Origin of the sequence: Streptomyces sp. NPDC096046 (assembly GCF_040303285.1) — a bacterium.
Classification (GTDB): Bacteria; Actinomycetota; Actinomycetes; order Streptomycetales; family Streptomycetaceae; genus Streptomyces.
Genome location: NZ_JBEOSZ010000004.1, coordinates 100,136 through 121,487 on the forward strand (window position 1 = coordinate 100,136; position 21,352 = coordinate 121,487).

General features: G+C 69.2%; 16 protein-coding genes. 11 read left to right on the forward strand and 5 right to left on the reverse strand.

Features of this window, described 5'->3' with window-relative positions:
- Positions 1 to 20: 20 nt before the first annotated feature.
- Together ABTX62_RS05495 and ABTX62_RS05500 are read right to left on the reverse strand one after the other, a co-directional pair.
- Positions 21 to 353: a deoxyxylulose-5-phosphate synthase gene (locus ABTX62_RS05495; RefSeq protein WP_352114940.1), complete on the reverse strand. Its 333-nt coding sequence runs from the start codon at positions 351 to 353 to the stop codon at positions 21 to 23.
- Between the two features lie 382 nt (positions 354 to 735).
- Positions 736 to 2,289 (reverse strand): FAD-dependent oxidoreductase, encoded by a 1,554-nt coding sequence (locus tag ABTX62_RS05500; protein WP_352114941.1) that lies wholly within the window; start codon positions 2,287 to 2,289, stop codon positions 736 to 738.
- Between the two features lie 162 nt (positions 2,290 to 2,451).
- On the opposite strand from ABTX62_RS05500, the gene ABTX62_RS05505 reads away from it, so the two are divergent.
- Positions 2,452 to 3,648, forward strand: coding sequence for a cytochrome P450 (locus ABTX62_RS05505; protein ID WP_352114942.1), 1,197 nt, complete (start codon positions 2,452 to 2,454; stop codon positions 3,646 to 3,648).
- Between the two features lie 35 nt (positions 3,649 to 3,683).
- Here ABTX62_RS05505 and ABTX62_RS05510 read toward each other — a convergent pair whose 3' ends face one another.
- The 3 genes from ABTX62_RS05510 to ABTX62_RS05520 form a co-directional block, all read right to left on the reverse strand.
- A complete protein-coding gene (locus ABTX62_RS05510) occupies positions 3,684 to 5,063 on the reverse strand; it encodes a D-alanyl-D-alanine carboxypeptidase family protein (RefSeq protein ID WP_352114943.1) in 1,380 nt (459 codons plus the stop codon).
- Positions 5,064 to 6,083: 1,020 nt separating this feature from the next.
- Entirely contained in the window at positions 6,084 to 7,895 is a 1,812-nt protein-coding gene (locus tag ABTX62_RS05515) for a S8 family peptidase (protein ID WP_352114944.1), read from the reverse strand.
- A gap of 503 nt (positions 7,896 to 8,398) precedes the next feature.
- Complete coding sequence (locus tag ABTX62_RS05520; protein ID WP_352114945.1) at positions 8,399 to 9,364, reverse strand: glycoside hydrolase family 6 protein; 966 nt, start codon at positions 9,362 to 9,364, stop codon at positions 8,399 to 8,401.
- Positions 9,365 to 9,698: 334 nt separating this feature from the next.
- On the opposite strand from ABTX62_RS05520, the gene ABTX62_RS05525 reads away from it, so the two are divergent.
- The 10 genes from ABTX62_RS05525 (at position 9,699) to ABTX62_RS05570 (ending at position 21,325) form a co-directional block, all read left to right on the forward strand.
- Entirely contained in the window at positions 9,699 to 10,712 is a 1,014-nt protein-coding gene (locus tag ABTX62_RS05525; RefSeq protein ID WP_352114946.1) for a LacI family DNA-binding transcriptional regulator, read from the forward strand.
- 784 nt (positions 10,713 to 11,496) lie between these two features.
- On the forward strand, positions 11,497 to 12,519 hold the full coding sequence (locus tag ABTX62_RS05530) for a ParB/RepB/Spo0J family partition protein (RefSeq protein WP_352114947.1): 1,023 nt from the start codon (positions 11,497 to 11,499) through the stop codon (positions 12,517 to 12,519).
- 439 nt (positions 12,520 to 12,958) lie between these two features.
- On the forward strand, positions 12,959 to 14,230 hold the full coding sequence (locus tag ABTX62_RS05535) for a TrpB-like pyridoxal phosphate-dependent enzyme (RefSeq protein ID WP_352114948.1): 1,272 nt from the start codon (positions 12,959 to 12,961) through the stop codon (positions 14,228 to 14,230).
- 48 nt (positions 14,231 to 14,278) lie between these two features.
- Positions 14,279 to 15,313, forward strand: coding sequence for a BtrH N-terminal domain-containing protein (locus tag ABTX62_RS05540; protein WP_352114949.1), 1,035 nt, complete (start codon positions 14,279 to 14,281; stop codon positions 15,311 to 15,313).
- On the forward strand, positions 15,310 to 17,382 hold the full coding sequence (locus tag ABTX62_RS05545) for a molybdopterin-containing oxidoreductase family protein (RefSeq protein ID WP_352114950.1): 2,073 nt from the start codon (positions 15,310 to 15,312) through the stop codon (positions 17,380 to 17,382). The genes ABTX62_RS05540 and ABTX62_RS05545 overlap by 4 nt, the downstream gene beginning before the upstream one ends.
- Positions 17,383 to 17,407: 25 nt before the next feature.
- On the forward strand, positions 17,408 to 18,064 hold the full coding sequence (locus ABTX62_RS05550) for a class I SAM-dependent methyltransferase (protein WP_352114951.1): 657 nt from the start codon (positions 17,408 to 17,410) through the stop codon (positions 18,062 to 18,064).
- Positions 18,061 to 18,738, forward strand: a complete 678-nt coding sequence (locus tag ABTX62_RS05555) for a hypothetical protein (protein WP_352114952.1) — start codon at positions 18,061 to 18,063, stop codon at positions 18,736 to 18,738. The genes ABTX62_RS05550 and ABTX62_RS05555 overlap by 4 nt, the downstream gene beginning before the upstream one ends.
- A complete protein-coding gene (locus tag ABTX62_RS05560) occupies positions 18,725 to 19,711 on the forward strand; it encodes a BtrH N-terminal domain-containing protein (protein ID WP_352114953.1) in 987 nt (328 codons plus the stop codon). Before ABTX62_RS05555 ends, ABTX62_RS05560 begins: the two co-directional genes overlap by 14 nt.
- Entirely contained in the window at positions 19,708 to 21,087 is a 1,380-nt protein-coding gene (locus ABTX62_RS05565; protein ID WP_352114954.1) for a phenylacetate--CoA ligase family protein, read from the forward strand. Before ABTX62_RS05560 ends, ABTX62_RS05565 begins: the two co-directional genes overlap by 4 nt.
- On the forward strand, positions 21,077 to 21,325 hold the full coding sequence (locus tag ABTX62_RS05570) for a ferredoxin (RefSeq protein WP_283970699.1): 249 nt from the start codon (positions 21,077 to 21,079) through the stop codon (positions 21,323 to 21,325). Before ABTX62_RS05565 ends, ABTX62_RS05570 begins: the two co-directional genes overlap by 11 nt.
- Positions 21,326 to 21,352: the final 27 nt, after the last annotated feature.

The window sequence follows — 21,352 nt, forward strand, 5'->3', positions numbered from 1 at the left end:
GTCAACATCAGCGGGGTTGTTCAAGCCGCAATATCACGCCGTGCGAGGGCTTCAGCGATCGGTGTGCCGCTGCGCTGCGCGTACGTCATTCGTCCACGTATCTCGCGCGGCTTCCGAGGTCGGAACCCTGGCCCTCCGCAGCAGCTCTTGTGGAAGCCCACGCCTGCGTTGAGCAGCACACTGAGGGTCCGCCATGAAGCGACGTCTCGCCGCGGGGGCGTCGCGAACGCCGATCCGGCGTGCATCATGAGCTGGGTGCAGCGCGGGCAGGATCGCTGCCTTGTTGTGTCATGAGGCTGCTTGTACGAGACCCGGCAGGGGAGGCAGACGCACGACGTTTTCCCCATGGCCACCGGCTCAGCGTAGAGATGATTCGGGGAGACCGCCAACGGTATTTCGCTTGCGGACCTTGTGCTGTCCCGCCACCGGCCGGCGCGTCCTCATGTCGGCCACACCCTGTCCCTGACACCGCCCGAGGAGGGCCCACGAACGCTGTATCGACATGGGTGCTCCCCTTCCCGTTACGGTCGGCGATTGACACCGGCGTCGCCGGGAGCGCCTCGACAACCAGGCACTCCAGCAAGCACATGGAACTGCCCGGGTTCGAGGCCGACAACGCGGTCCGGTTCCTCGCCCGGCATCTCGGCCGGTCGGTCACCGCACCGGGCTGAGGGTGAGCGGCAGCGCCGTCCGGCCCCCAGCGGGCGCCGTCGGCACGGCCCGGACGGACGTCGTCTACCCGCGTGCCCCGCGACGCCCAGGAGCAGCGGCGCCGAGCGTCCTCTGCGTCTCGGTGTTCCGCAGACCGAAGCGCGCCAGGTAGCGGCCGAGCTGTTCCGGGCCGTCGGCGGCCAGACCGATGTGGTGGTCGGGGCGGATCAAAAACAGTCCTGTGCCGAGTTCCCGGGCGAGCGGCCCGTCCGTCACCTGGTGCGTGCGGATACCCGCCGTCACCGCGGGCGGCGCACAGTTCACCGCGAGCAGCGTGAAGTGCGGGCCTCTCAGCAGGTCGAAGAGATTCCGGCAGGAGCCGTCGGGGGTGACGCACGCGAGGTCGGGCACGCGGTCGCCGGCCTGGACACCGGCCGCAGAACGGCGTTCGCGGGCGTCGACGGAAAGCTCACTGCCCCGGTAGTGCACCGACAGCAGATGGCAGACCCGCCCGCGGTAGCGGGACTGGTCACCGTCCTCGGGCTTGCGACCGGCTCGGTACAGGCGGGTGCTGAGGTCCAGGACGCCCGCAGCGGCGGGCCGACGCTCGGCCTCGTAGCTGTCCAGCAGCGTGTCCGGGGCGTGGCAGGCGATGACCTGGCCGAGCTTCCAGCCGAGGTTGTAGGCGTCCTGCACGCCGATGTTCAGCCCTTGGCCGCCGCCGGGCGGGTGGAGGTGAGCGGCGTCCCCGGCGAGCAGGACGCGCCCTTGGCGGAAACGTTCGGCCAGTGCGGTGCGGGGCCGGTAGAACGAGCACCACCGCACGTCCGTGACGGCGTCCGAGGGCAGGTGGGTGCGGGCGGCGACCAGACCGCGCACGGTCTCTGGCGTCGCGGTGAACTCCTCCCCGGTGATCTTGGCGTTCAGCTGGAAGTCGGCCGTTCCGGGCAGGGGGCACAGCAGCAGTTCCCCGGGCGGGTCGTCGGGCCAGATGTGCCAGTGATCTCGGTCCAGGCCCCTGACACGTACGTCCGCCACCACAGCCGAGCGCAGCCCACGATCCTCACCCTTCATGGCGATGCCCAACGACTCGCGCACCGTGCTGTGGCTGCCGTCGGCGCCCACCAGGTACAGCGCTGTCATCACGCGGCTGCCCCCGTCGGTCCGTGCCACCTCGGCCGTCACGTGCGTGTCCGCCTGAGTGAGGGAAGTGAGCCGGGCACCGCACTCCAGGGTTCCGCCCAGCTCCAGCAGCCGGTCGCGCAGGATGTCCTGCGTACGCCACTGGGGGACCAGCCACTGCTGCGGGTGACGTGACACCGGGGCCTCGGGGTCCGGCTCGATGAGCTGCCACTCGCCCTGGCGCTCGCCGTCGCGCCAGGTCTGCATGGGAGGGAAGGCGGCGCCGGCCGCCTTCAGCGCGTCGTCGACGCCCAGGTCGTCGAACGTCTCCAGCGTGCGTGCCTGCAGACTCTTGCCGCGCGAACCGGCGGAAAGCTCGTCGGCCGTCTCGATGACATGGGTCCGCACGCCGCGCCTGGCCAGATCGCAGGCGAGGGTGAGGCCGGTCGGTCCGCCGCCGACGACCAGCACGTCCACAGTCGGCTGCCGTGGTGTCTGAAGGGTGGGATCGGGCACGTCTCCCTGCTTTCTGCCGTCTGACCGGCACTGGATGCACGGAGCGGCGCTCTGCCGCACTATGCGAAATGTCCCCCACGGGCCGGGCGGCCGTGGCCCGGGCCCACCGGTTCCGCCCACATGGCCGCACCGCCGCGCGCGCTCAGGAGTACAGGAGTACACATGGCTCACACCGCCGCCTGCCCCTTCGACTTCAGCGAGCACCTCGCCTTCGACCCGTCCCTCGCACAGCTCATGGCCAGCGGCCCGGTCAGCCGTATCCGACTGCCCTACGGCGAAGCCGAGGCGTGGCTGGTCACCACCTTCGACGGTGTACGTCAGGTGACGACCGACCCCAGGTTCAGCCGGGCCGCCATCGTCGGACGGGACTACCCCCGGATGACCCCCGAGCCGATCGTCTCCCCGGAGTCGATCAACGTCATGGACCCCCCGCGGAGCACCCGGCTGCGCCATGCCGCCGCACGGGCCTTCACACAGAGCAGCGTCAAGCGCATGACGCCGGCCATCGAACAGGTGGCCCACCGGCTCGTGGACGACATGGTCGAGCACGGGCCGCCGGCCGACCTGGCGCAGGGCCTGTCCGCGCAACTGCCCAACCACACCATCTGCGCCCTGATGGACGTACCCGCCCCGGACCGGCCCCTCATGCTGCGCCACACACAGCAGATGCTCGCCACCGCGCCCGATGCCCGGCAGGCGGCGGCCGAGGCCAAGCAGCACCTGCGCGCCTACTTCACCACGCTGGTCGCCGAACGGCGCGAGGACGGGAGCAGCGACCTCATCAACACCATGGCTGCCTGCGACCAAGGGGAGGAGCCACTGAGCGACGACGAGCTGGCCGTCCTCGCACTGACTCTCATCCTCAGCGGCAACGACACAGCCACCTGCCAGATCAGCAATATCGCCTACACGCTGCTCACCCGCCCCGAGCTTCGCTCCCTGCTGCGGCACCGCCCGGAACAACTGCCCCGGCTGCTGGACGAACTCCTGCGGCACATCCCCTTCCGCAAGGGCGTCGGCATCCCGCGCGTCGCGCTGCAGGACGTGGAACTGGAAGGAGTAATGATCCGTGCCGGTGACTTCGTCCACGTCTCCTACCTCGCGGCCAACCGGGACCCCGCGGTGTTCGCGGACCCTGAAATCATCGACGTCCACCGCTCCGCTCATCCCCATATGACGTTCGGCTGGGGCGGCCACCACTGCATCGCCAGCACACTCGCCGTCGCGGAACTCAGGACGGCGATCGAGGTCCTCTTCACCCGCCTTCCCGAGCTCCGCCTCGCGGTACCCGCCCAGGACGTCCCCTGGGACACCCAGACCATCCGTCGTTTCCCGGTGGAGCTGCCCGTGACGTGGTGAGGGCGCGGACGGTGGGCCCGTCGGCCACAAGGTCGTCAGCCCAGGCGGGTGAGCCTGGCGATGAACGTGGGCTCCACAAGCCGGCTCCGCACGGTCACCGGGACCGACGGGGCCTGCGGCCCGCTGCCCACCGTCAGCGTGCCGACCTCGGTGCCGGCCGCGGCGGTGCGGGGAAGCGTCTTGCCGTGGGCCCTCAGGACGGCACTCGGCTTCTGACCGGGTACGCCGATGACTTGGAGGTCCTTCGCCGCCACCAGGGGCGTGCGCCGGCCGAAGCCGTCGTCCAGATGCCCGACGACCTGGCCCTCGGACACGACGGTCACGGACCTGAGACCCGTACGGACGGCCGCGACGACCTTCTCACTGTTGGACTTCACCAGCTTCAGGCTCTTGGTGGCGTTGGGGTCGGGTCCGTCGACCCGTTGGCCCATCATCGAGCCGAGGACCAGCGGCGTATGCGAGCCGACCGTCTTGTACGCGGCCCACACCAGTGTGCCGCCCGCCGGTGTGCTGGAACCGGTCTTGATGCCCCTGATACTCAAACCGGCGAGCAGCAGGCTGTCGTTGTTGTTGTACAGCGGCTCGGCCAGCCCCTTGATCGTGGCGTTCGGCATGGCCACGATCGCCCGGAACACGTCGAACTTCATGACCGCCTCCGCCAGCTTCAGCTGATCGACGGCTGTGCTCACGGTCCTGGGGTCCAGCCCGCTCGGATCGGTGTACGTGGTGTCGTCCATGCCGAGGTCCTCGGCCGCCGCGTTCATCTTCCCGACGAAGGCCGCCGTGGAGTCGCCACCGCCGTCCCACCGGGCCAGCAACCGGGCGATGTTGTTGCCGGACGGGATCATCAGCATCTTCAGCATGTCCTGCTGACTGAACGTGGCCCCGGCGGCCAGGCCTTCGATCCGGGATTCGTGCTTGGCCTTCCCCTCTTCGACGGCCTTGGCGTCCACCGCGATACGCGGCCCCTCCTCACCCTGCTTCAGCGGGTGCTCCTTGAGGATGACGTACGCCGTCATGATCTTCGCGACGCTGGCCGTCGGCGCGGGCTTCTGCTGACCGAACACCGCGACCTGGCCGCTGCCGGGAATGCGCACCGCGCCCTGCCCGTGGTCCGGCCACGGAATCTCGAAGCGGCCCGGCAGCACGTACGAGGTCCTGGCGCCGCCCAGCGCCGGTTCCGGCAGCGGCCGCAGCGCCTGTACGCCGATGAACACCACGGCCAGCAGCAGGAACAGCGGAGTCCAGATCTTGATCCGCCGTACGAGGGTCCTGGTCGGGGTCCCGGCCGGCGGGGGAGTGTTGGTGAGCTGCGCGAGCAGATCGAGCGGCGGGAGCGGAGCTTCCCGTGTCCGCTCCGGGTCGGCTATGTCGCGGCGGACGTCCGGTGAGCGAGCGGGCGCAGGTGCAGGCACGCGCAGGGAGATGGTTGGCTGTGGATCCGGCTTTGACTCCGGCTCCGGCTCCGGCTCCGGCTCTGTCTCCGGCTCCGGCTTCGGCTCCGGTGAGGGAGCCACCGCTTCCCCGCCTCCGTCCCCGTCCCCGTCCCCAGCATCGGCGTCGGCGGAACCCGCGTCGATGTCCGGCACGTCCGTGGACGCAGGCTCGGGCTCGGACGCGGGCTTGGACGCAGGCTCGGGCTCGGACGCGGGCTTGGACGCAGGCTCGGGCTCGGATGCCGGCTCGGACGCGGGCTGGGAGTCGGACGCGGACTCGGATTCGGGCTCGGACGCGGGCGCCGTTTCCCGTTCCAGCTCGGCGTGCGGCTCCGCTTCGGAGGCATCGGGTGCGGCATTCGATTCCGCTCCACTCGGCGCTTCCTGCTCCGGTTCGGTGGCCGGTTCGGCCTCGTCGGATGCCGGCTCGGCGTCGGTGTCACGCTCGGCAGCGGGCTCAAGCTCAGACCCAGACCCAGACCCAGACCCGGGGTCCAGCCCGGGTCCCGGTCCCGGCTTCAGGACAGGTGCCGCTTCCTGCTGCGGTCCGGCTTCCGGGCGGGCCTCCGGGCAGGCTTCCGGATCTTCCGCGGAGTCGGTGTCCCAGCCCGCCGCACCCGCTGGTCCCCCGGAAGCGGCAGCGGAGCGCGTGCGGGTGGGCTCCTCGGCGGTGTCAGGCCCCTCCACCGGTACCCTGTGCCCGTCGTCAGGAGCCTGCTCACCTTCCGGCCCCTGGGCGGACGTCTCATCAACCGGTACCGCGTTCATCCTTGGGCCCTCTTACCTGCGTCTGACCATGTCGCGTACTGAGATGATCGAGCTGGCGGAAAAGTTGCCCATCACGGGTTCCTGTTGCGATTCGGTCATATTCGCTCCGGGGCGGGAAGGCGCGACGGTAGCGAGCACCGCCCCTCGCTCCGGCCATCACGGTCCTCGCGGTGCGGCGGTGGTGACGCCGCCCCACCGCGAGGAGTGCATGTACGCGGCCGAAACCTGTTGCTAGAAGGTGAGGTTCCAGGTGTCGATCCGCCCGGTGTCCTGTGTCGCCGTGTCACGGACACGCAGTTTCCACGTACCGGAGGCCGTCTCCGACGAGGCGTCGACCGTGTAGGTCTTCACCACGTCGTCCCCGCTGTCACGGTCGGCGAAGTCCTCCAGGGCGTAGACCGTTCCGTCAGGGGCGACGAGCGAAAGCACCAGGTCCCCCCGGTACGTGTGCTTGATGTCGACACCGACCTTCAGCGCGGCCGGGGCGTTGCCCGTCACACCGGTGACGGTGATCGGGGACTCCACCGTGGCGTTGTCGGCGACGGTGACGTCGGCGGTGTTCTCGAAGTATGGGCCGGGTTGCGGAACGGTCCCGCCGATGGCCTTCAGCGCGTCGACCTGACCCTCCCCGAAGAAGGCGTTCTTCGCGGTGGTACCGGTGCAGCGGCTGTCGGACGGGCACGCGATGTCGGTGGCCTGGGTGCCCAGCCGTGCGCGGAGCTCAGCGGGGGTGGCGGCCGGGTCGGCACTCTTCAGCAGCGCCGCCACACCGGCCACATGCGGTGAGGCCATCGACGTGCCGTTCATGTTCCCGTACTTGCCGCCGGGCAGCGTCGAGTAGACGCCGTAGGCTCCGTCGCCACCCGGGGCCGCGACGTCGATGACGTCCCGGCCGAGGTTGGAGTAGGACGCCTTGATGTTCCCGTTGCCCATCGCCGCGACCGTCACCACGCCCGGCAGTTCCGTCGGGATGTCGACGCAGGCGTTGGTGATGGTGCGGTTGACGGGGGTGGAGTCGTTCGGGCTGGAGCTGTCGGTGCGCTTGTTCGCCAGGTCGTAGTTGGAGTTGCCCGCTGCCGCGACCTGGAGGGAGCCCTTGCCCTCCGCGTACTCCTGCGCCCGGCTCACCCCCTCGATGATGGCCGCCTGGTCCGGGTCGTCGGGGCAGTTGAACATCCACGGGTCCGTGTAATAACTGTTGTTGGTGACGTCGAAGCCTCGGTCACCGGCCCACATGAACCCGCAGATGGTGTTCTCGGCGAAGAACAGGCTCGTACCCGGCTCCGCGATGCGCACCGAGGCGATCTTCACGCCCGGAGCGACGCCGACCACTCCCTTGCCGTTCTTGGCGGCGGCGATGGTGCCTGCCACGTGCGTGCCGTGAGTGCCCACGTCGCGCCAGGCGCCGGCCCGGGTGTCGGCCTTGCCGTAGGCGCAGGAGAGGGAGTCCGCGGCGTCGAAGTTGGGCGCGATGTCCTGGTGCCGGTCGTCGACTCCGGTGTCGAGTACGCCCACCGTGACGGACGGCGAGCCGGTGCTGACGGCCCAGGCCTTGTCGGCTTTGATCCTGGTCATGTCCCACCGCGCGGTCTCGGTGAGCGTGGTGGTCGACTGAGGGGGAGCACTGGGGAGGGTGGGGGAGTAGGCGTCCGCGGGGACGTCCGAGGTGCGGGTCGCGCCCACCTTCTGCACGCCCGTGACGGAGCGCATGGCGGTGGCGAAGCCGGCCGAAGCGGAGTGTGCGACCACGACGCCGATCGCGTCGTAGTGCGCGAATACGGAACCGCCGTTCGCCGTGACGGCGTTGCGTGCGGCCGAGGTGTCACCGGGAGCGGTGATGACGAGGTAGGAGCGGGTGCCCGCGGCCCACCCGGCGGCGGACTGGGCGGGCGTTGCGGCGCGGGCCGCGGCAGGGCCGGGGGGAAGGCCGGTGCCCAGGTCGGCGGCGCCGGCGGGCGTGGCGAACGCGAGAGCCGCTCCGGCGGCGGCGACGGACAGCAGGGGCCGTCTGAGACGGTGCCGGGATATGCGGGGGGTTGTCACAGCATCCTCCGAGAGCCCGGCGCGAGGGGTGGCAGCGACCGGGCCGTGGGTCGATTGGGTCGACGCAAGATCTCAGAAGTGGGCATGACAAGGGAAGAGGGCTCGGCACCTCAATCGCCCGGCCCCGACAAATGGTTGGCCACGCTCCGGATCGATCCGCCGTCCCCCGGACTCGACCCGAGTGGCAGCGCCACCGCTGCGACGGCCCCAGCGGCCCCCGACCGGGCCTGTGTCTCGGCGTGGGCCGGCCGGTTGTGCCGCGCCTCGCCACGAGTCGGGGCGGCGACGAGCGTCATCAGCACGGAGGAACAGGCGGTACGACGGAATCCGGCTCAGAGCGGGCAGGCGGCCGGGTGAGCGCCCGCCGATTCGCGCCGGGGTGCCCCGGGGTCGCTGTCGCCCGCCTGAGGCGCCTCAGGCGGGCGACAGCGCGTCGAGCCGGGCGAGGGTGTGGCCCCGAGGGCCGCACGCTGTGTGTTCGATCGTCGCCGACGGTCGCGCGGTCAGTAGCCGTAGATCATCTTGTACGCGACCTCGGGGAGGAACTGTCCTGCCGAGGTCCCGCTTCCGACGCCGCAGTTTCCGTCGGACTCGCCCGGAACCTTGATCCACAACAGCATCTCGGCGCCGCCGCCCAGCTGAGTGGGGGAGCCGATCCGACGGCCCGCCGGGTTGCACCACTGACCGTTGGAGCCGTTGCCGTTGCGGCTGGTGTCCACGACGAACGGCTTGGTGTAGCCGTAGCGGGAACTCAGTTCACGGTTGACGGCGTTGCCGTAGGCGGTGTTCTCGGCGGTGCCGATGTAGTTGGAGACGTTGAGCGAGAAGCCGTGGGCCTGCCGGAGTCCGGCCTCGTGGAGGCGCCGGGCCATGGTCGCCGCGTCGACCCAGCGCGGGTTGCCGGCGTCCATGTACACCCAGGTGTTGGGGGCCTGGCGGCTGAACTGCGCGAGCGCGCCGGTGAGCATGTTCTCGCGTTCGTCGATCTGCGCCTGGGTCATGCAGCCGTAGTCCCCGAGGGAGTCCGGTTCGAGGATGACGATGGCGGGGCGGTTGGCGATACCGCCGGCGAACTGGGCGATCCAGCTGGAGTAGGCGGACGGCGAGGCGGCACCGCCCGCGGAGTGTCCGCCGCAGTAGTCGCGGTTGTAGATGTTGTAGGCGACGAGCAGGGGCAGCTTGTCGACGCGGTCCGCCGCTCCCGCGTACGCCCCCGTGGCGGTACCGATGGCGCCGCTCCAGGAGCCGAACCAGCGGGCCGTCGGGGTGTTGGCGATGGAGGTGTTGATCGCGGCGGCCCGGCCGTCGCCGGGATTGGCGGCCGCCCACCTCTTCGCACTGGAGTCGGGGTCCGCGTAGAACCCACTGGTCATGGTGGTCGGGTCGGCCGCGTGCGCGGACGGTGCGGCAGCGAGCGCCAGCGGCAGAGCGAGGAGTGTCGCGGCGAAGGCACGGAGTCTGCGGCGCATGACTGAACCTCAACTTCCTGGCAGGGTGTCGCACCCTCCGGTCCCGAGCGTGCGACCTGAGCAGAGCGGTGATGCGCCATGCAGTGGGAGCGCTCCCATTGGAAGCGGTCCCAATAGCACGGGGAAATCGTCGGGGCGTGCTCGGTATGGTGTGGCGGGGTAGTTGAGCTGTCAAGGGCCATTGCGGAACCCGATGCGCTTGGCGAGAACAGGTCTACTGCCGAAAAATTGGAAGCGCTTCCAGTAGGTGGTCACAGGGGCCCTGGTGGGTGGCACTGCCGCGGGCCGGAGTGAGACGCTTCCCGTCCGATCGTGAGGGAAGGGGGCGTGCTCCATGGCAGAAGGTGCGGCGCGTCGGCAGCCGACGCTCCTGGAAGTGGCCCAACGCGCCGGTGTCTCCCTGTCCGTGGCCTCCCGTGCTCTCAACAACGCTCCGCATGTCAGCCGTTCCAAACGCGAGGCGGTCGAACGGGCTGTCCGGCAACTGGATTACGTGCCCAATCCGACCGCACGCGCGCTGGCCACGCGTCAGACGGGAGCGGCCGCCCTGGTCGTCTCGGGAGAGGATCCATCGATCTTCGCGGATCCGTTCTTCGCCCAGGTGATCGTGGGGGCTTCACAGGCTCTGGAAGAGGCCGATCTGCATCTGATGCTGTGTCTGGCCGCCTCCGACCGGGGCCGCAAGCGCGTGGGAGAGCTCCTTCGGTCCAAGGGCGCCGACGGTGTCATGCTGATGGCGCTGCGCGAGGGAGATCCGCTGGCCCGTATGGCCGAGGAGGCGGAGATGCCCGTCGTGTTCGGAGGGCGGCCGATCGGTTCGGCTCCCCGGTGGTACGTGGACGTCGACAACGTCGGTGGAGCGCGCGAGGCGACCGAGTACCTGGTGTCGCGTGGCCGGACTCGCGTGGCGGCGATCTGCGGACGTCTGGACACCGAGGCCGGACGTGCACGGTACCGCGGCTACCGGGACGCCTTGCTGGCGGCCGGACTCGATCCGTTGCCGCCGAGGGAGGGGGACTTCACCGAGCCCAGCGGAGCCGCCGCCATGACCGTCCTGCTGGCGAACCACCCCGATGTGGACGGGGTCTTCGCCGCCAACGACAACATGGCGGCGGGGGCCCTGCGCACGTTGCGTGCGGCCGGCAGGGCGGTGCCCGCCGACGTCGCCGTGGTGGGCTTCGACGACCTGGCCGTCGCCCAGGTCGCCGATCCGCCCCTCACCACCGTCCACCAACCCGTCGCGGCTCTCGGACGGGAGATGGCGCGCATGCTCGTCTCGCTCATCAACGGGCAGGACCCCACACCGTTGATCCTTGCCGCGCGTCTGGTGGCCCGTTCCAGCGCTTGACCTGCCGCACGCGGATCCTTCATGCGGTCTCGCAGCCGCGGGCGGCGATCGTGAACGGCTGGTCATGACCGGTGACGAGCCTCGCCGTGGCCGGTCCCCGGATCCGGACGGCTCCCGAGGGGGAGGTCGCGGGGGCAGGCCGGGCGCACAGGTCCCCCCCCCGGTGCGCCAGGGGTGCCCAGAACCAGACCACGCCGGTGGCGGTCCAGGAGGGGAAGCGTGCCCCTGCGCTACGGCCGACGGGTGCGGAGCGCGGCGCTGTATTCCCCATGTCGTCGAAGAAGGCATTCCGCACTCGCCGTGGATGCAGCGGGAAATTAGTCAAGTGTTGAACATTTCTCGGCGTCTTTGCTCTTCACACCGGCCAAGCAAACAGGCTGCGTCCTCCGGACGGGCACAGCAGATCGTGCGGTCAGCAGCGAAAATATTTCCGGCCGTCCTCGGGGAGTTGATCATTCCGCCTGGTGAGGGAGATTTGCAGTCCCGCGGTCACGCGATCAGCGATCAAGAAATGCTCGCCTTCTCTCGCAGAACCGCATGACAGAGGCCTTGCACCGGCCCGCTCCTCCTGACAGTGTTCGGGGGTCGGTTCTCGGCATTGCGTCACGGGGGAGACTCGATGTTGTCCACCTTTCCGATGGCCCACGACGGCTCTTTCCCGCCTCGGCCCGTGGTTCGCCGCGCTGCCTGACGTCATCCGCGCACGGATGAGTCGTGCGACAGCCGGCCGGTCCACCGGGGGGTTTGCTGAGGAGGAAGAGCGATGGACCACATCTCTCCGTCCGTGCAGAAGCCGATACAACAGCACTTTCGCCGTCCGGATTCGCAGCTCGGCGGGCTCTTGTCGGAGATCACCCGGATACCGATAAGCCGAATCATGGTCGCGGGTTCACTCCGCACGGCCGGGGAGGACCCACGGCACATCAATGCGCTCGCCGAAGTGTGCTCGGAACTGCCTCCGATCGTGATACACCGCAAAACGATGACAGTCATCGACGGTGTGCACCGACTCAGGGCGGTGGAAAGCAGCGGCGCCACACACATAAGCGCCGTGCTCTTCAACGGTGACGAGCGAGAAGCCTTCGTGCTCGCGGTCAAGCTGAACAGCAACCACGGACTGCCGCTCTCCCTGGCCGACCGCAAGGCCGCGGCCCTCCACATGCTCGCCGACTTCCCGGAGTGGTCCAATCGGCGGCTGGCGGGGGTCGTCGGCCTGTCGGACAAGACCATCGCAGCACTCAGGCGAAGGTCGGGTGCGGAAGTTCCGCACCCGCCCGCGGTGCGGCTCGGGCGGGACGGGGTCGCCTACCCGCTCGCGGCGGCCGAAGGCCGCCGTCGCGCGCTGGAACACCTCGCCGCGCATCCCGACGCGTCCGCGAAGGAGGTGGCGCGCGCCGCCGGCATCTCGCTCACCACGGCGAAGGACGCGCGAAAGCGGGCGCGGACACACCAAGGAGAACCGTCGACGACGGCGCAGCCGGGCGACGCGCCGGTCCCGGACGATGGGACCGGCCACCCAGCCGGTGCGAGGCGTTCCAGGGCGCACCCGGCGGGCGCGGATCTGTCGCTGGCGGTCCGCCGGTTGCGGGCGGACCCCTCACTTCGGTTCACCGAGGTGGGCCGGAAGCTGCTGCGGACACTGGAACCCTCGGCCACGCAGCCACACGACTGGGCGGCGATGGCGAGCAGAATTCCCATCCACTGCGCTCCTTTGATCGCCGAGCTGGCACGACACCACGCCGAGAGCTGGCAGCTCCTGGCGGAGTCATTGACGGAACGGATGAATTCTCGCGACACTGACGCCTAAGAGGTCCGGTCGGTTCATCAGGCACCGTTTCCCATGCCTAGGTTCCGGCGCCTTCCGCTGGAATCCGGCGACATCTTCTCCGTGCTTCATGCTGCCGCGCGCCTGAACGCCGGCCCAACAGATCCGGCTGTACTCAGGGGATTTTGCCTGCGCATGCATACGCTGCTCCTTATCCGGCGACTGATCGTTTCGAAGTGCTCCGTCAAGGACGGAAAAGGCTTTCTGGGTCGCGGCCGCAATCGTTGAACCCGCGACTTGCGATACGCACGGTTGCGTGGCGCTCGAACGCTTTGTACGCTGACTCGCACAATAGGCAAAACGGGGGAGCTGGGGGAACGTGACTTCGTATAGTCCAAGCCGTGCCGGGCATGATCGGTCGCCCGTGGCTCAGCCCGTTGTCCGTAGCGGTACATCATCAAGCGGTTCAGCATTATCGGAGATGCCGTCGCATTGGTACAACTTCCTGGGAGATCTGCCCGGCCCCATGCCGGAGATCAGGGATTCCGGAAGCCCTACCGCAGCGGAGATATCCGCGAAAGTCCGGCCGCGAATCCTCATTGAGCAAAACAGCCCGGACGAGCAATGGACTGCGATACCCGGACCCGTCGTGGAACGGCTGCGGCAATGCGGCCGGCCGACACCACTGCACCGGGCACACCACCTGGAAAAGCAACTCGGTACGAGCGCGAGGATCTACCTCAAGCGTGAAGACGTCCTTCCCAGCGGCAGCTTCAAGCTGAACACCGCGATAGCCCAGGCGTACTACGCGGCCGAAGAGGGGCGGACCACCCTCGTCACCGAGACGGGGGCGGGTCAATGGGGCATGAGTGTCGCGCTGGCGGCCAAGATGTTCGGTCTGCGGGCCGAGATCTTCATGGTGAGGTGCTCGCTCGAGCAGAAGCCCTACCGGCGGCACTACATGGAACTCCTCGGGGCCCGGGTGCGGCCGTCGCCGTCGCGTCACACAGCGATCGGACGGAAGATCCTCGCGGAGAACCCGGGCCACCCCGGCAGTCTCGGCACTGCCATCAGCGACGCGATCGAGCATGCTCTGGACGATCCCTCCGCCGCGTATCTCGCCGGCAGCGGCATGCCACACGTCTACCTTCACCAGACACTGCTCGGGCTCGAGGTCGCGCAGCAGCTCAAGGACATCCATGGCGAGGACCTGGGCGTCGACGGGCGCGGCGACCACCTCATAGCATGCTCGGGTGGCGGAAGCAATCTCTGCGGTCTCGTCGGCCCTCACCTGCGGGCCAGGGCCGACGGGGCGGACCTCCGCTTCCTCGCCGCGGAATCCACGGCCGCGCCTCGGCTCACCCGGGGCCTCTACGCCTATGGCCGCACCGACCTGGGCGGATTCACGCCGGAGGTGCTCGGCTACACCATGGGGGAGAGCTTCATCCCACCGCCCAACCACGTCGGTGGCCTGCGAAACCACCACAGTTCCGCCCTGGTCAGCCTGCTGCGGCGGGAGGGCGTCCTGGACGCCGTCGCCTTCGACCAGCGGACGGCGCTCGAGGCCGGCCGGCTCCTGCTGCAGACCGAGGGCCTGCTGCTCGCCCCCGAGGCCGGTCACGCGGTCGCCGCGGCCCTGGACGTCGTGGCCAAGGCCGACGCGGACGACCTCGAACCGGTGATCGTGGTCCTCGCCAGCGGCTCCGGCTTCCTCGATCTGCAGGGATACAGCGAAGTCCTGCTCGACGCATAGCCGCACCCTCGTTCACGGCATCTCCGCACCCGGTGATTGGGAAGCCATATGCGCTTGGCGACATTTCAACCCCAGCTCGGCGTTCATTGCGAGACGACCACCCTGCGCAACATGCTCCACCAGGCCGGCGTCGACATATCCGAAGCCATGTTGTTCGGCCTCGGCCAGGGGATCGACTTCCAATACCGGGACGCCCCGGACCCGGGTCGTGGCACCCCGATGCTCACCGGCCGGATCGAGCCCGCCCTGCTGTCCCGCAACGCCTGCGCGGCCCTCGGCGCGGAACTGCGTGAAGCACGCTCACCCGACGCGGAATCCGCCTCCACAGCAGCGGCACAACTGCTGGACGCGGGACATGTCGTGGGAGTGTCCGTGGACATCTTCCACCTCGACTACTTCAGGTCCCGGAGCCATTTCGCGGCGCACTACATCGCGCTGTACGGACTCGACGACACCCTCGCCCATGTGGTCGACACCGAACAGCAGGGCGGAGCGCAGACGCTTCCGGTGGAGTCGCTGCGTCGGGCCCGCGCCTCCGACGAAGGATTCATGCCCTCGCCCCATCTGCACCTGTACATCGAACGGCTGCCGTCGCGGCTGGCCACCGACACCGACGCGGTGCTGCGCGAGCAGATCTGGAACGCCATCCGGCTCACGGCGGAGCGGATGACCGAGGACCGCGGAGCGCGCTGCGGGATCCGCGCCATGCGGCGAGCCGCTGCCGAGATCTCCGGATGGAGCGACACCCTCACCTCCGCGGACGAGACGGTGGCGGAAGTCGGTCGCTTCTGGCGTTTCGCGGGAACCGGGGGAGCGAACTTCCGCAAGCTCTACCGTGAGTTCCTGCACGAGGCGCGGCAGCGGTGCGGGGACAGCGAACTCGACCCCTACGTCCAGGGCTTCGACGACGTGCAACGCCAGTGGGACCAGGCGATCGACATGCTGATGGCCTACCCCGGCGCAGACCGGCGACAGCAACTGCTGGCCGTCGCGGCCCGGCTGGACGCCATCGCCGACGCCGAACAGGCCCTCTTCGAGGGGCTGCTCGTACCGGCCACCAAGCGGGCGGGTGAGCCGGCTTGACCGTCACCCGGAGGAAATCCGTCTGCCGTATGTGCCACGGCGGATGCGGCGCCATCGTCGAGCTCGTGGACGGCGTCATCACCGACATCCACGGCGACCCGGACAATCCCACCAGCGAGGGCTACTTCTGCATCAAGGGCAAGGCGTCACTCGACCTCCTGCGCAGCCCGGACCGGCTGACCACGCCGCTCGTACGCAGCGGCCCACGCGGGTCGGGAACGTTCGAACCGGCCGGCTGGGAAGCCGCGCTCGACCGGATCGCCGGAGAGCTCGCCGCGACCATCGGCCGACACGGTCCCGAATCCGTGGTCCTCGCCCAGGGAACCGACCGCAACTACCAGGAGTGGGTGTTCCGGCTCGCCAACGCGATCGGGACGCCGAACGTGGCCGGCCCGGCGCACGTGTGCTTCTACCCCCGGGTCATGGCCTCGATCATGACGTACGGCGCCTTCACGTTCTGCGACTACGAAGGCGACCCCGAGGTCGTCCTGCTCTGGGGCAGCAACAAGCCGAACACCCACTCGGACGGCGTGATCGGTGTCAAACTGCTGCGAGCCGTGGAACGGGGCAGCCGCCTCATCACGATCGATCCCCGACGGACACAGACCGCCGCCCGCTCCGGCCTCCACCTGGCCGTCCAGCCCGGAACCGACTGCGCGCTGGCACTCGGCATGATCAAGATCGTCATCGACGAGGGCTGGTACGACCACGATTTCGTCGCCGCGCACACCTCCGGGTTCGACGAACTCGCCCAGCACGTCGCGGCCTTCGACGTCGAACGGGTCGCGCGGATCACCGGGCTGACACCCGGGCTCATCCACGAAGCCACCCGGTCCTACGCCCTCGCCGCACGGGCGTGCATCGAGGCCGGAACCGGTCTGTCGCAGAACGAGAACTCCTTCGACACCCACCGCGCCATCGCCCTCCTCGCCGCGATCTGCGGAAACATCGACGCCCCCGGTGGCGACGTGATCTGGGAACCGATGCCGATCGAGGGCCGGCGTGCCTTCCCGCGTTCGGATCTGCTCCCCGAGGAGCAGGCGAGGAAGCGGATCGGCGGCGACAGGCACAAAATCCTCTCGATGTCCGGCTGGGTCGCGCCGGGAGACCTGCACAAGGCCATCGTGACCCGGACGCCGTACCCGATCACCTCGATGCTGATCTTCGGCAGCAACATCCTGGCCTCGCACGAGAACACCGGGCTGGTCCGCGAGGCGCTCACCAAGCTGGACCTGGTCGTCGTGTGCGACCTGTTCATGACGCCGACCGCGCGGTACGCCGACGTGATCCTGCCGACCTCCAGCTGGCTCGAACGGGACCAGATCGTCGAGTTCAACTCCTACATCGCGGCCCGGCAGAAGATCGCCACGGTCGACGGCTGCCGCTCGGACGAGGAGATCATCCTCGAACTCGCCGAACGGCTCGGCCTGAGCCACCACTTCCACCCCTCCCTCCACGCCGCTCTCGACGCCAAACTCGCCGGCCTCGACCTCACCTGGGAACAGTTCACGACGATCGGCCACATCCGGAACGAGAAGCGCTACCGCAAGTACCGCGACGGCGGATTCCGCACCCGGTCCGGGCGCGTGAACCTGATGAACAACGGGCTGCGGGCCATGGGCTACGAACCGTTCCCCGTCTACCGGCACCCCCCACAGCCGGACCTCGCCCTGCCCTACGTGATGACCAGCGCCCATCCACGCCAGTTCTACAACACCGAGTTCCACCAACTGCCGACCACCTCGCGCAGCCAGACGGCGGCACGGGTGACCGTCCACCCGGACACCGCGCAGCGGGAAGGGCTGACGGACGGCGAAGAAGTGGACCTGTTCACGCGGGCCGGTGCGCGCGGGGTGCGCATGACCGTCAAGATCTCCGACTCCGTCGCACCGAACGTCGTGATGGCGGACGCCGGCTGGTGGTATCCGGACGAGCCCTCGATCGACGAGTCGCTCAGATCCTCGGTCAATCTCCTGACGACCAACGACCGTTCCGACGTGCACATGGGGAGCGCCACGATGAGAGGTGTAGCAGTGGGAATACGGCGACTCGGGCCAGGCCGTGGCTAGCGCGCGGAGCACCGTGGCCGCCCGGGTGCCGGAAACCGACGAGGGCCTGCAGGGCGACGAACTGGCCCGCAAGTACGACGAGATGCAACGCCACATCCGGGACAACGGCTGGCTCCAGGAGAAGATCGACGACATCCTCGCGGCGGAGATCGACTCCGGTGAGGTCCTGGAGCTGGGATGCGGCCCGGGCTACCTGGGCCTGGAATGGCTCACCCAGGCCCGTGACTCCGCCCGACTCGTCGGCCTCGACATCTCACCGGCGATGCTCCGGCGCGCGAGCGCCAACGCGGACGGCTACGGCGTCGCCGGGCGATGCGCCTACGAATGCGGCACCGTGCTGGCCCTGCCGTTCGAGGACCACCGCTTCGATCACGTCATCAGCGCGTCCTCGCTGCACGAATGGGCGGATCCGGCGATCGCCCTGTCGGAGATGCACCGTGTGCTCAGGCCGGGCGGCCGCTATTGCGTCTCCGACCTGCGCCGGGACGTCGACCGGACGACGTTCCAGTTCATGAAGGCGAACATCGCGGCCGACATGCGCCCGGGCTTTCGCACCTCGATCCGGTCCTCGTACGTCAAGAGCGAGATCGAGGAGCTGCTGCGGGGCACCGCGCTCGAAACGGCCGCGGTCACGGAAGTCCAGATGGGGATCGTCATCACGGGCAGGAAGGAAGCGCCATGAACGCACTCGCGGGAAGTTCGCCGGCCATCACCGCCACACGCGACGGGCGCTTCCCCGGCCGCGCCGGCTTCGACCGATCCTGGGAAGAGCTTCTCCAGACGTCGAACACGTGGCGGGACCTCGACTGCGGGCAGTACCTGTCGGCCTGGTGCGGATACGCGCCGGACCACGTCGTCGCCAAGTTCGCCGGCGTCAACCACGTCGGCGTCTACATGGGCGACTACGACAGCGACGACGAGGTGTTCGGCTGGAACGCCTACCTCAACGACCTCCGCGCGTCCGGCCGGATCACCACCGTCGAGATGGGCCCGTCGTACATCTCACCCCGGCAGTACGGCACACCGGGATGGTGGAACTCGATCGTGCTCGCCGACGGACGTGTCATCGAGATGTTCGCCTGCCGACGGTTCGGGCCCTGGGCGGACCGCCCCGCCGGCGAACGCGGGCGTCTCATGTCGCACGTCGCCGTCGACGTGCACACCGACGCCGACGTCCGCTACCTCCTGGACGTCCTCGACCGGGACGTCGACCACCTCGAGAACATCGCGTTCACCGAGGCGGACGAACTCGGCCACACCTACGGACACCTGCGCAACAACGACAGCGGCTCCGTGCTGGAGATCGTCCACGAGGTGTCGCGCGGCGGATCGGAGCACGGCGATGGCGGTCATTGAGATCTCTCCGTACTCCGGTGAGCACTGCGAATCCACCGCGTTGCTCAACATGCTCCGCAACCACGACATCGAGCTGAGCGAGCCGCTGATCTTCGGGCTGGGACAGGGGCTGTCCTTCCTCTACTGGCACGCGAAGCAGATGCCGAGCCCGTTCCTCGCCGGCCGGGTCAAGCCCGACCACCTCATGCGCAACGTCACCGACGCCCTTTCCCTGCGGTTGCGGACACAGGAGACGTCCTCGGCGGCGAAGGCCGAGGCCACGCTGATCGAGGCTCTCGACGAGGGAGATGTGGTCGGACTCAAACTCGACCGCTACCACCTCGACTACGCGCGGGAGAACCACCACTTCGCCGCGCACTACGTCGCCTGCCTCGGATACGAGGACGACAGGTTCGTCGTCGTCGAGACCCGCTCCCTCGGCGTTCAGTCGACATCGCGGGAGAGCCTGGCCCGGGCCAGGGCCGCCAAGGGGCCGATGTCCTCGCGCCATCTGTCGGTCCGGGTGGATCCGCGCGGGTACGACGAGTCGATCCTCGCGAAGGCCTGCCAGACCTCGATCCTGGCCACCGCACAGGAGTTCCTGAACCCGCCGATCACCAACATGGGCTTCAAGGGGATCGCGAAGGCCGGCTCGCTCATGCGGGGGTGGCATGAGCGGCTCGACCGTCCCGTCCAGGCCATGGCCGCCGTCGGCACCAGCATGGAGGAAGGCGGGACGGGCGGCGGACTCTTCCGGACGCTGTGGGCGCAATTCCTGGAAGAGGCGCACGAACTGACCGGCATCGACGCCTACGACGAGCTCGCTGTCGAGTACCGCCGCATCTCCAGGCGCTGGACGGACGTGGCGAACCTGCTGCGTGAGACCGACGACGCCGGTGCCCGCCGCTCACTCGACGAGGCAGCGTCGATCGTCGACGGCCTGGCGGCCGAGGAGCGCACGGCGATGGCGCGGCTGGAGGAGGCGTCCCGATGACCACGCTCGCCCGGCCGGCCGGCCATGACCCGCGCGGCAGGCTGCACGACACCCTCGTCTCCCGCGTCGACATCGCCCGGAAGGTCACCGCGGTCACCTCATTGGACCGGCAGGCGCTCGACACCTGGGCGGCGCAGGCGCTCGCCGCGACGGTGGAGCACGCCTGCCGCAACTCACCGTTCTATGCCGACTTCATCCCCGCCGATGTCGCCCGAGCGGTCGCGCAGGGCCGCTCACACGCGTTCGAGGCCCTGCCCTTCACCACCCGTGACCACCTCTCGGCTGCCTACCCGCTCGGCATGCTCGCCGTGCCGCGGCGTGAGGTGATCCGCTTCGACGAGAGTTCCGGTACCGGCAACGGGCGCCCGATCGCGGCGTTCTTCACGATGGCGGACTGGCTGGAGAACAACCTCACCGTCGCCCACCTGCTGGCCGCCGTCCTGGACGAGCGGGACGTCGCGGCCATCGCCGTCCCGTACGAACTGGCCGGGGTCGGCCAGGACCTCGACCGGGCCATCGAGATCCTCGGCTGCACGGTCGTACCGCTCGGTGCGGCCTCACCGTCCTGCACCCCGGACCGGATGGTCGATGCCCTGCTGCGCTCCGGCGCGACCACCCTGGTGTGCTCCGGAACGCGTGCCCTGTTCCTCGGCGAGATCGCTCGCCGCCGCGGCATCGACCCGCGGCGCGACCTCGCGGTCTCGAAGATCCTCATGGCGGGGGAGGGGGCGTCACCGGCCAAGAAGCGGCGCCTGGCCGATCAGTGGGACGCCGTCGCGTACTCGATGTTCGGCATGACCGAGACCAACACGCTGGCCATGTTCTGCCGGGAGCGTGAGCTGCACCTGGTCGAGACACGGACGTTCTTCGAGGTGGTGGACCCCCGGTCCGGCGAGCGCCGGCCGGACGGCTCCGTCGGCGAACTGGCCGTGACGACGCTGGCGAGCCGGGCCATGCCGCTGCTGCGGTACCGGACCGGTGACGTGTGCCAGATCGAGGCGGCGCCGTGCGGCTGCGGCTCCCCGTTGCGCCGACTGCGCCATCGGGGCCGGATCGGTGACCGCATCCCGGTCGGTGACCGCTGGACCTCCCAGCTGGAGATCGAGGACATCGTCCTGAGCGCCATGACCACCGAGCCGTACTACTTCGCCTTCGACGTCGACGGGGATGCCCTCACGATCGCCCTGCCGCCGTCGAGCGCCGACGACGCGACCCGCAAGGCGATCGAAGGCGGTGTCCGTGACCGTCTCGGAGCGTCCACACGATTCGGTCCGCTGGACACCGACCGGTTCGAGACGGCGCTGCGCACCTCGGCCAAACCGACGATGCGCAACTTCCGTGCCCATGAGGGAGGAGAGGCCGCCGGTGAGGGTTGAACTGCCGCTTCCCACGCGCGTTCCGCTCGACGGGCGCTTCGAGATCGACGACACCTGCATCGACTGCAAGCTCTGCAACGACCTGGCGCCCGACAACTTCGACGCAGACCTCGACAACGACGTCCACTACGTGTGCAAACAGCCCGAGACGTCCGACGAGCTCGAGCGCGTTCTCGACGCGTTCGACTCCTGCCCCACCGAATCGATCCGGTACTCAGCGGCACCCGACGGGGAGTGATGGCGCAATGTCCAGCCTGGACGATCC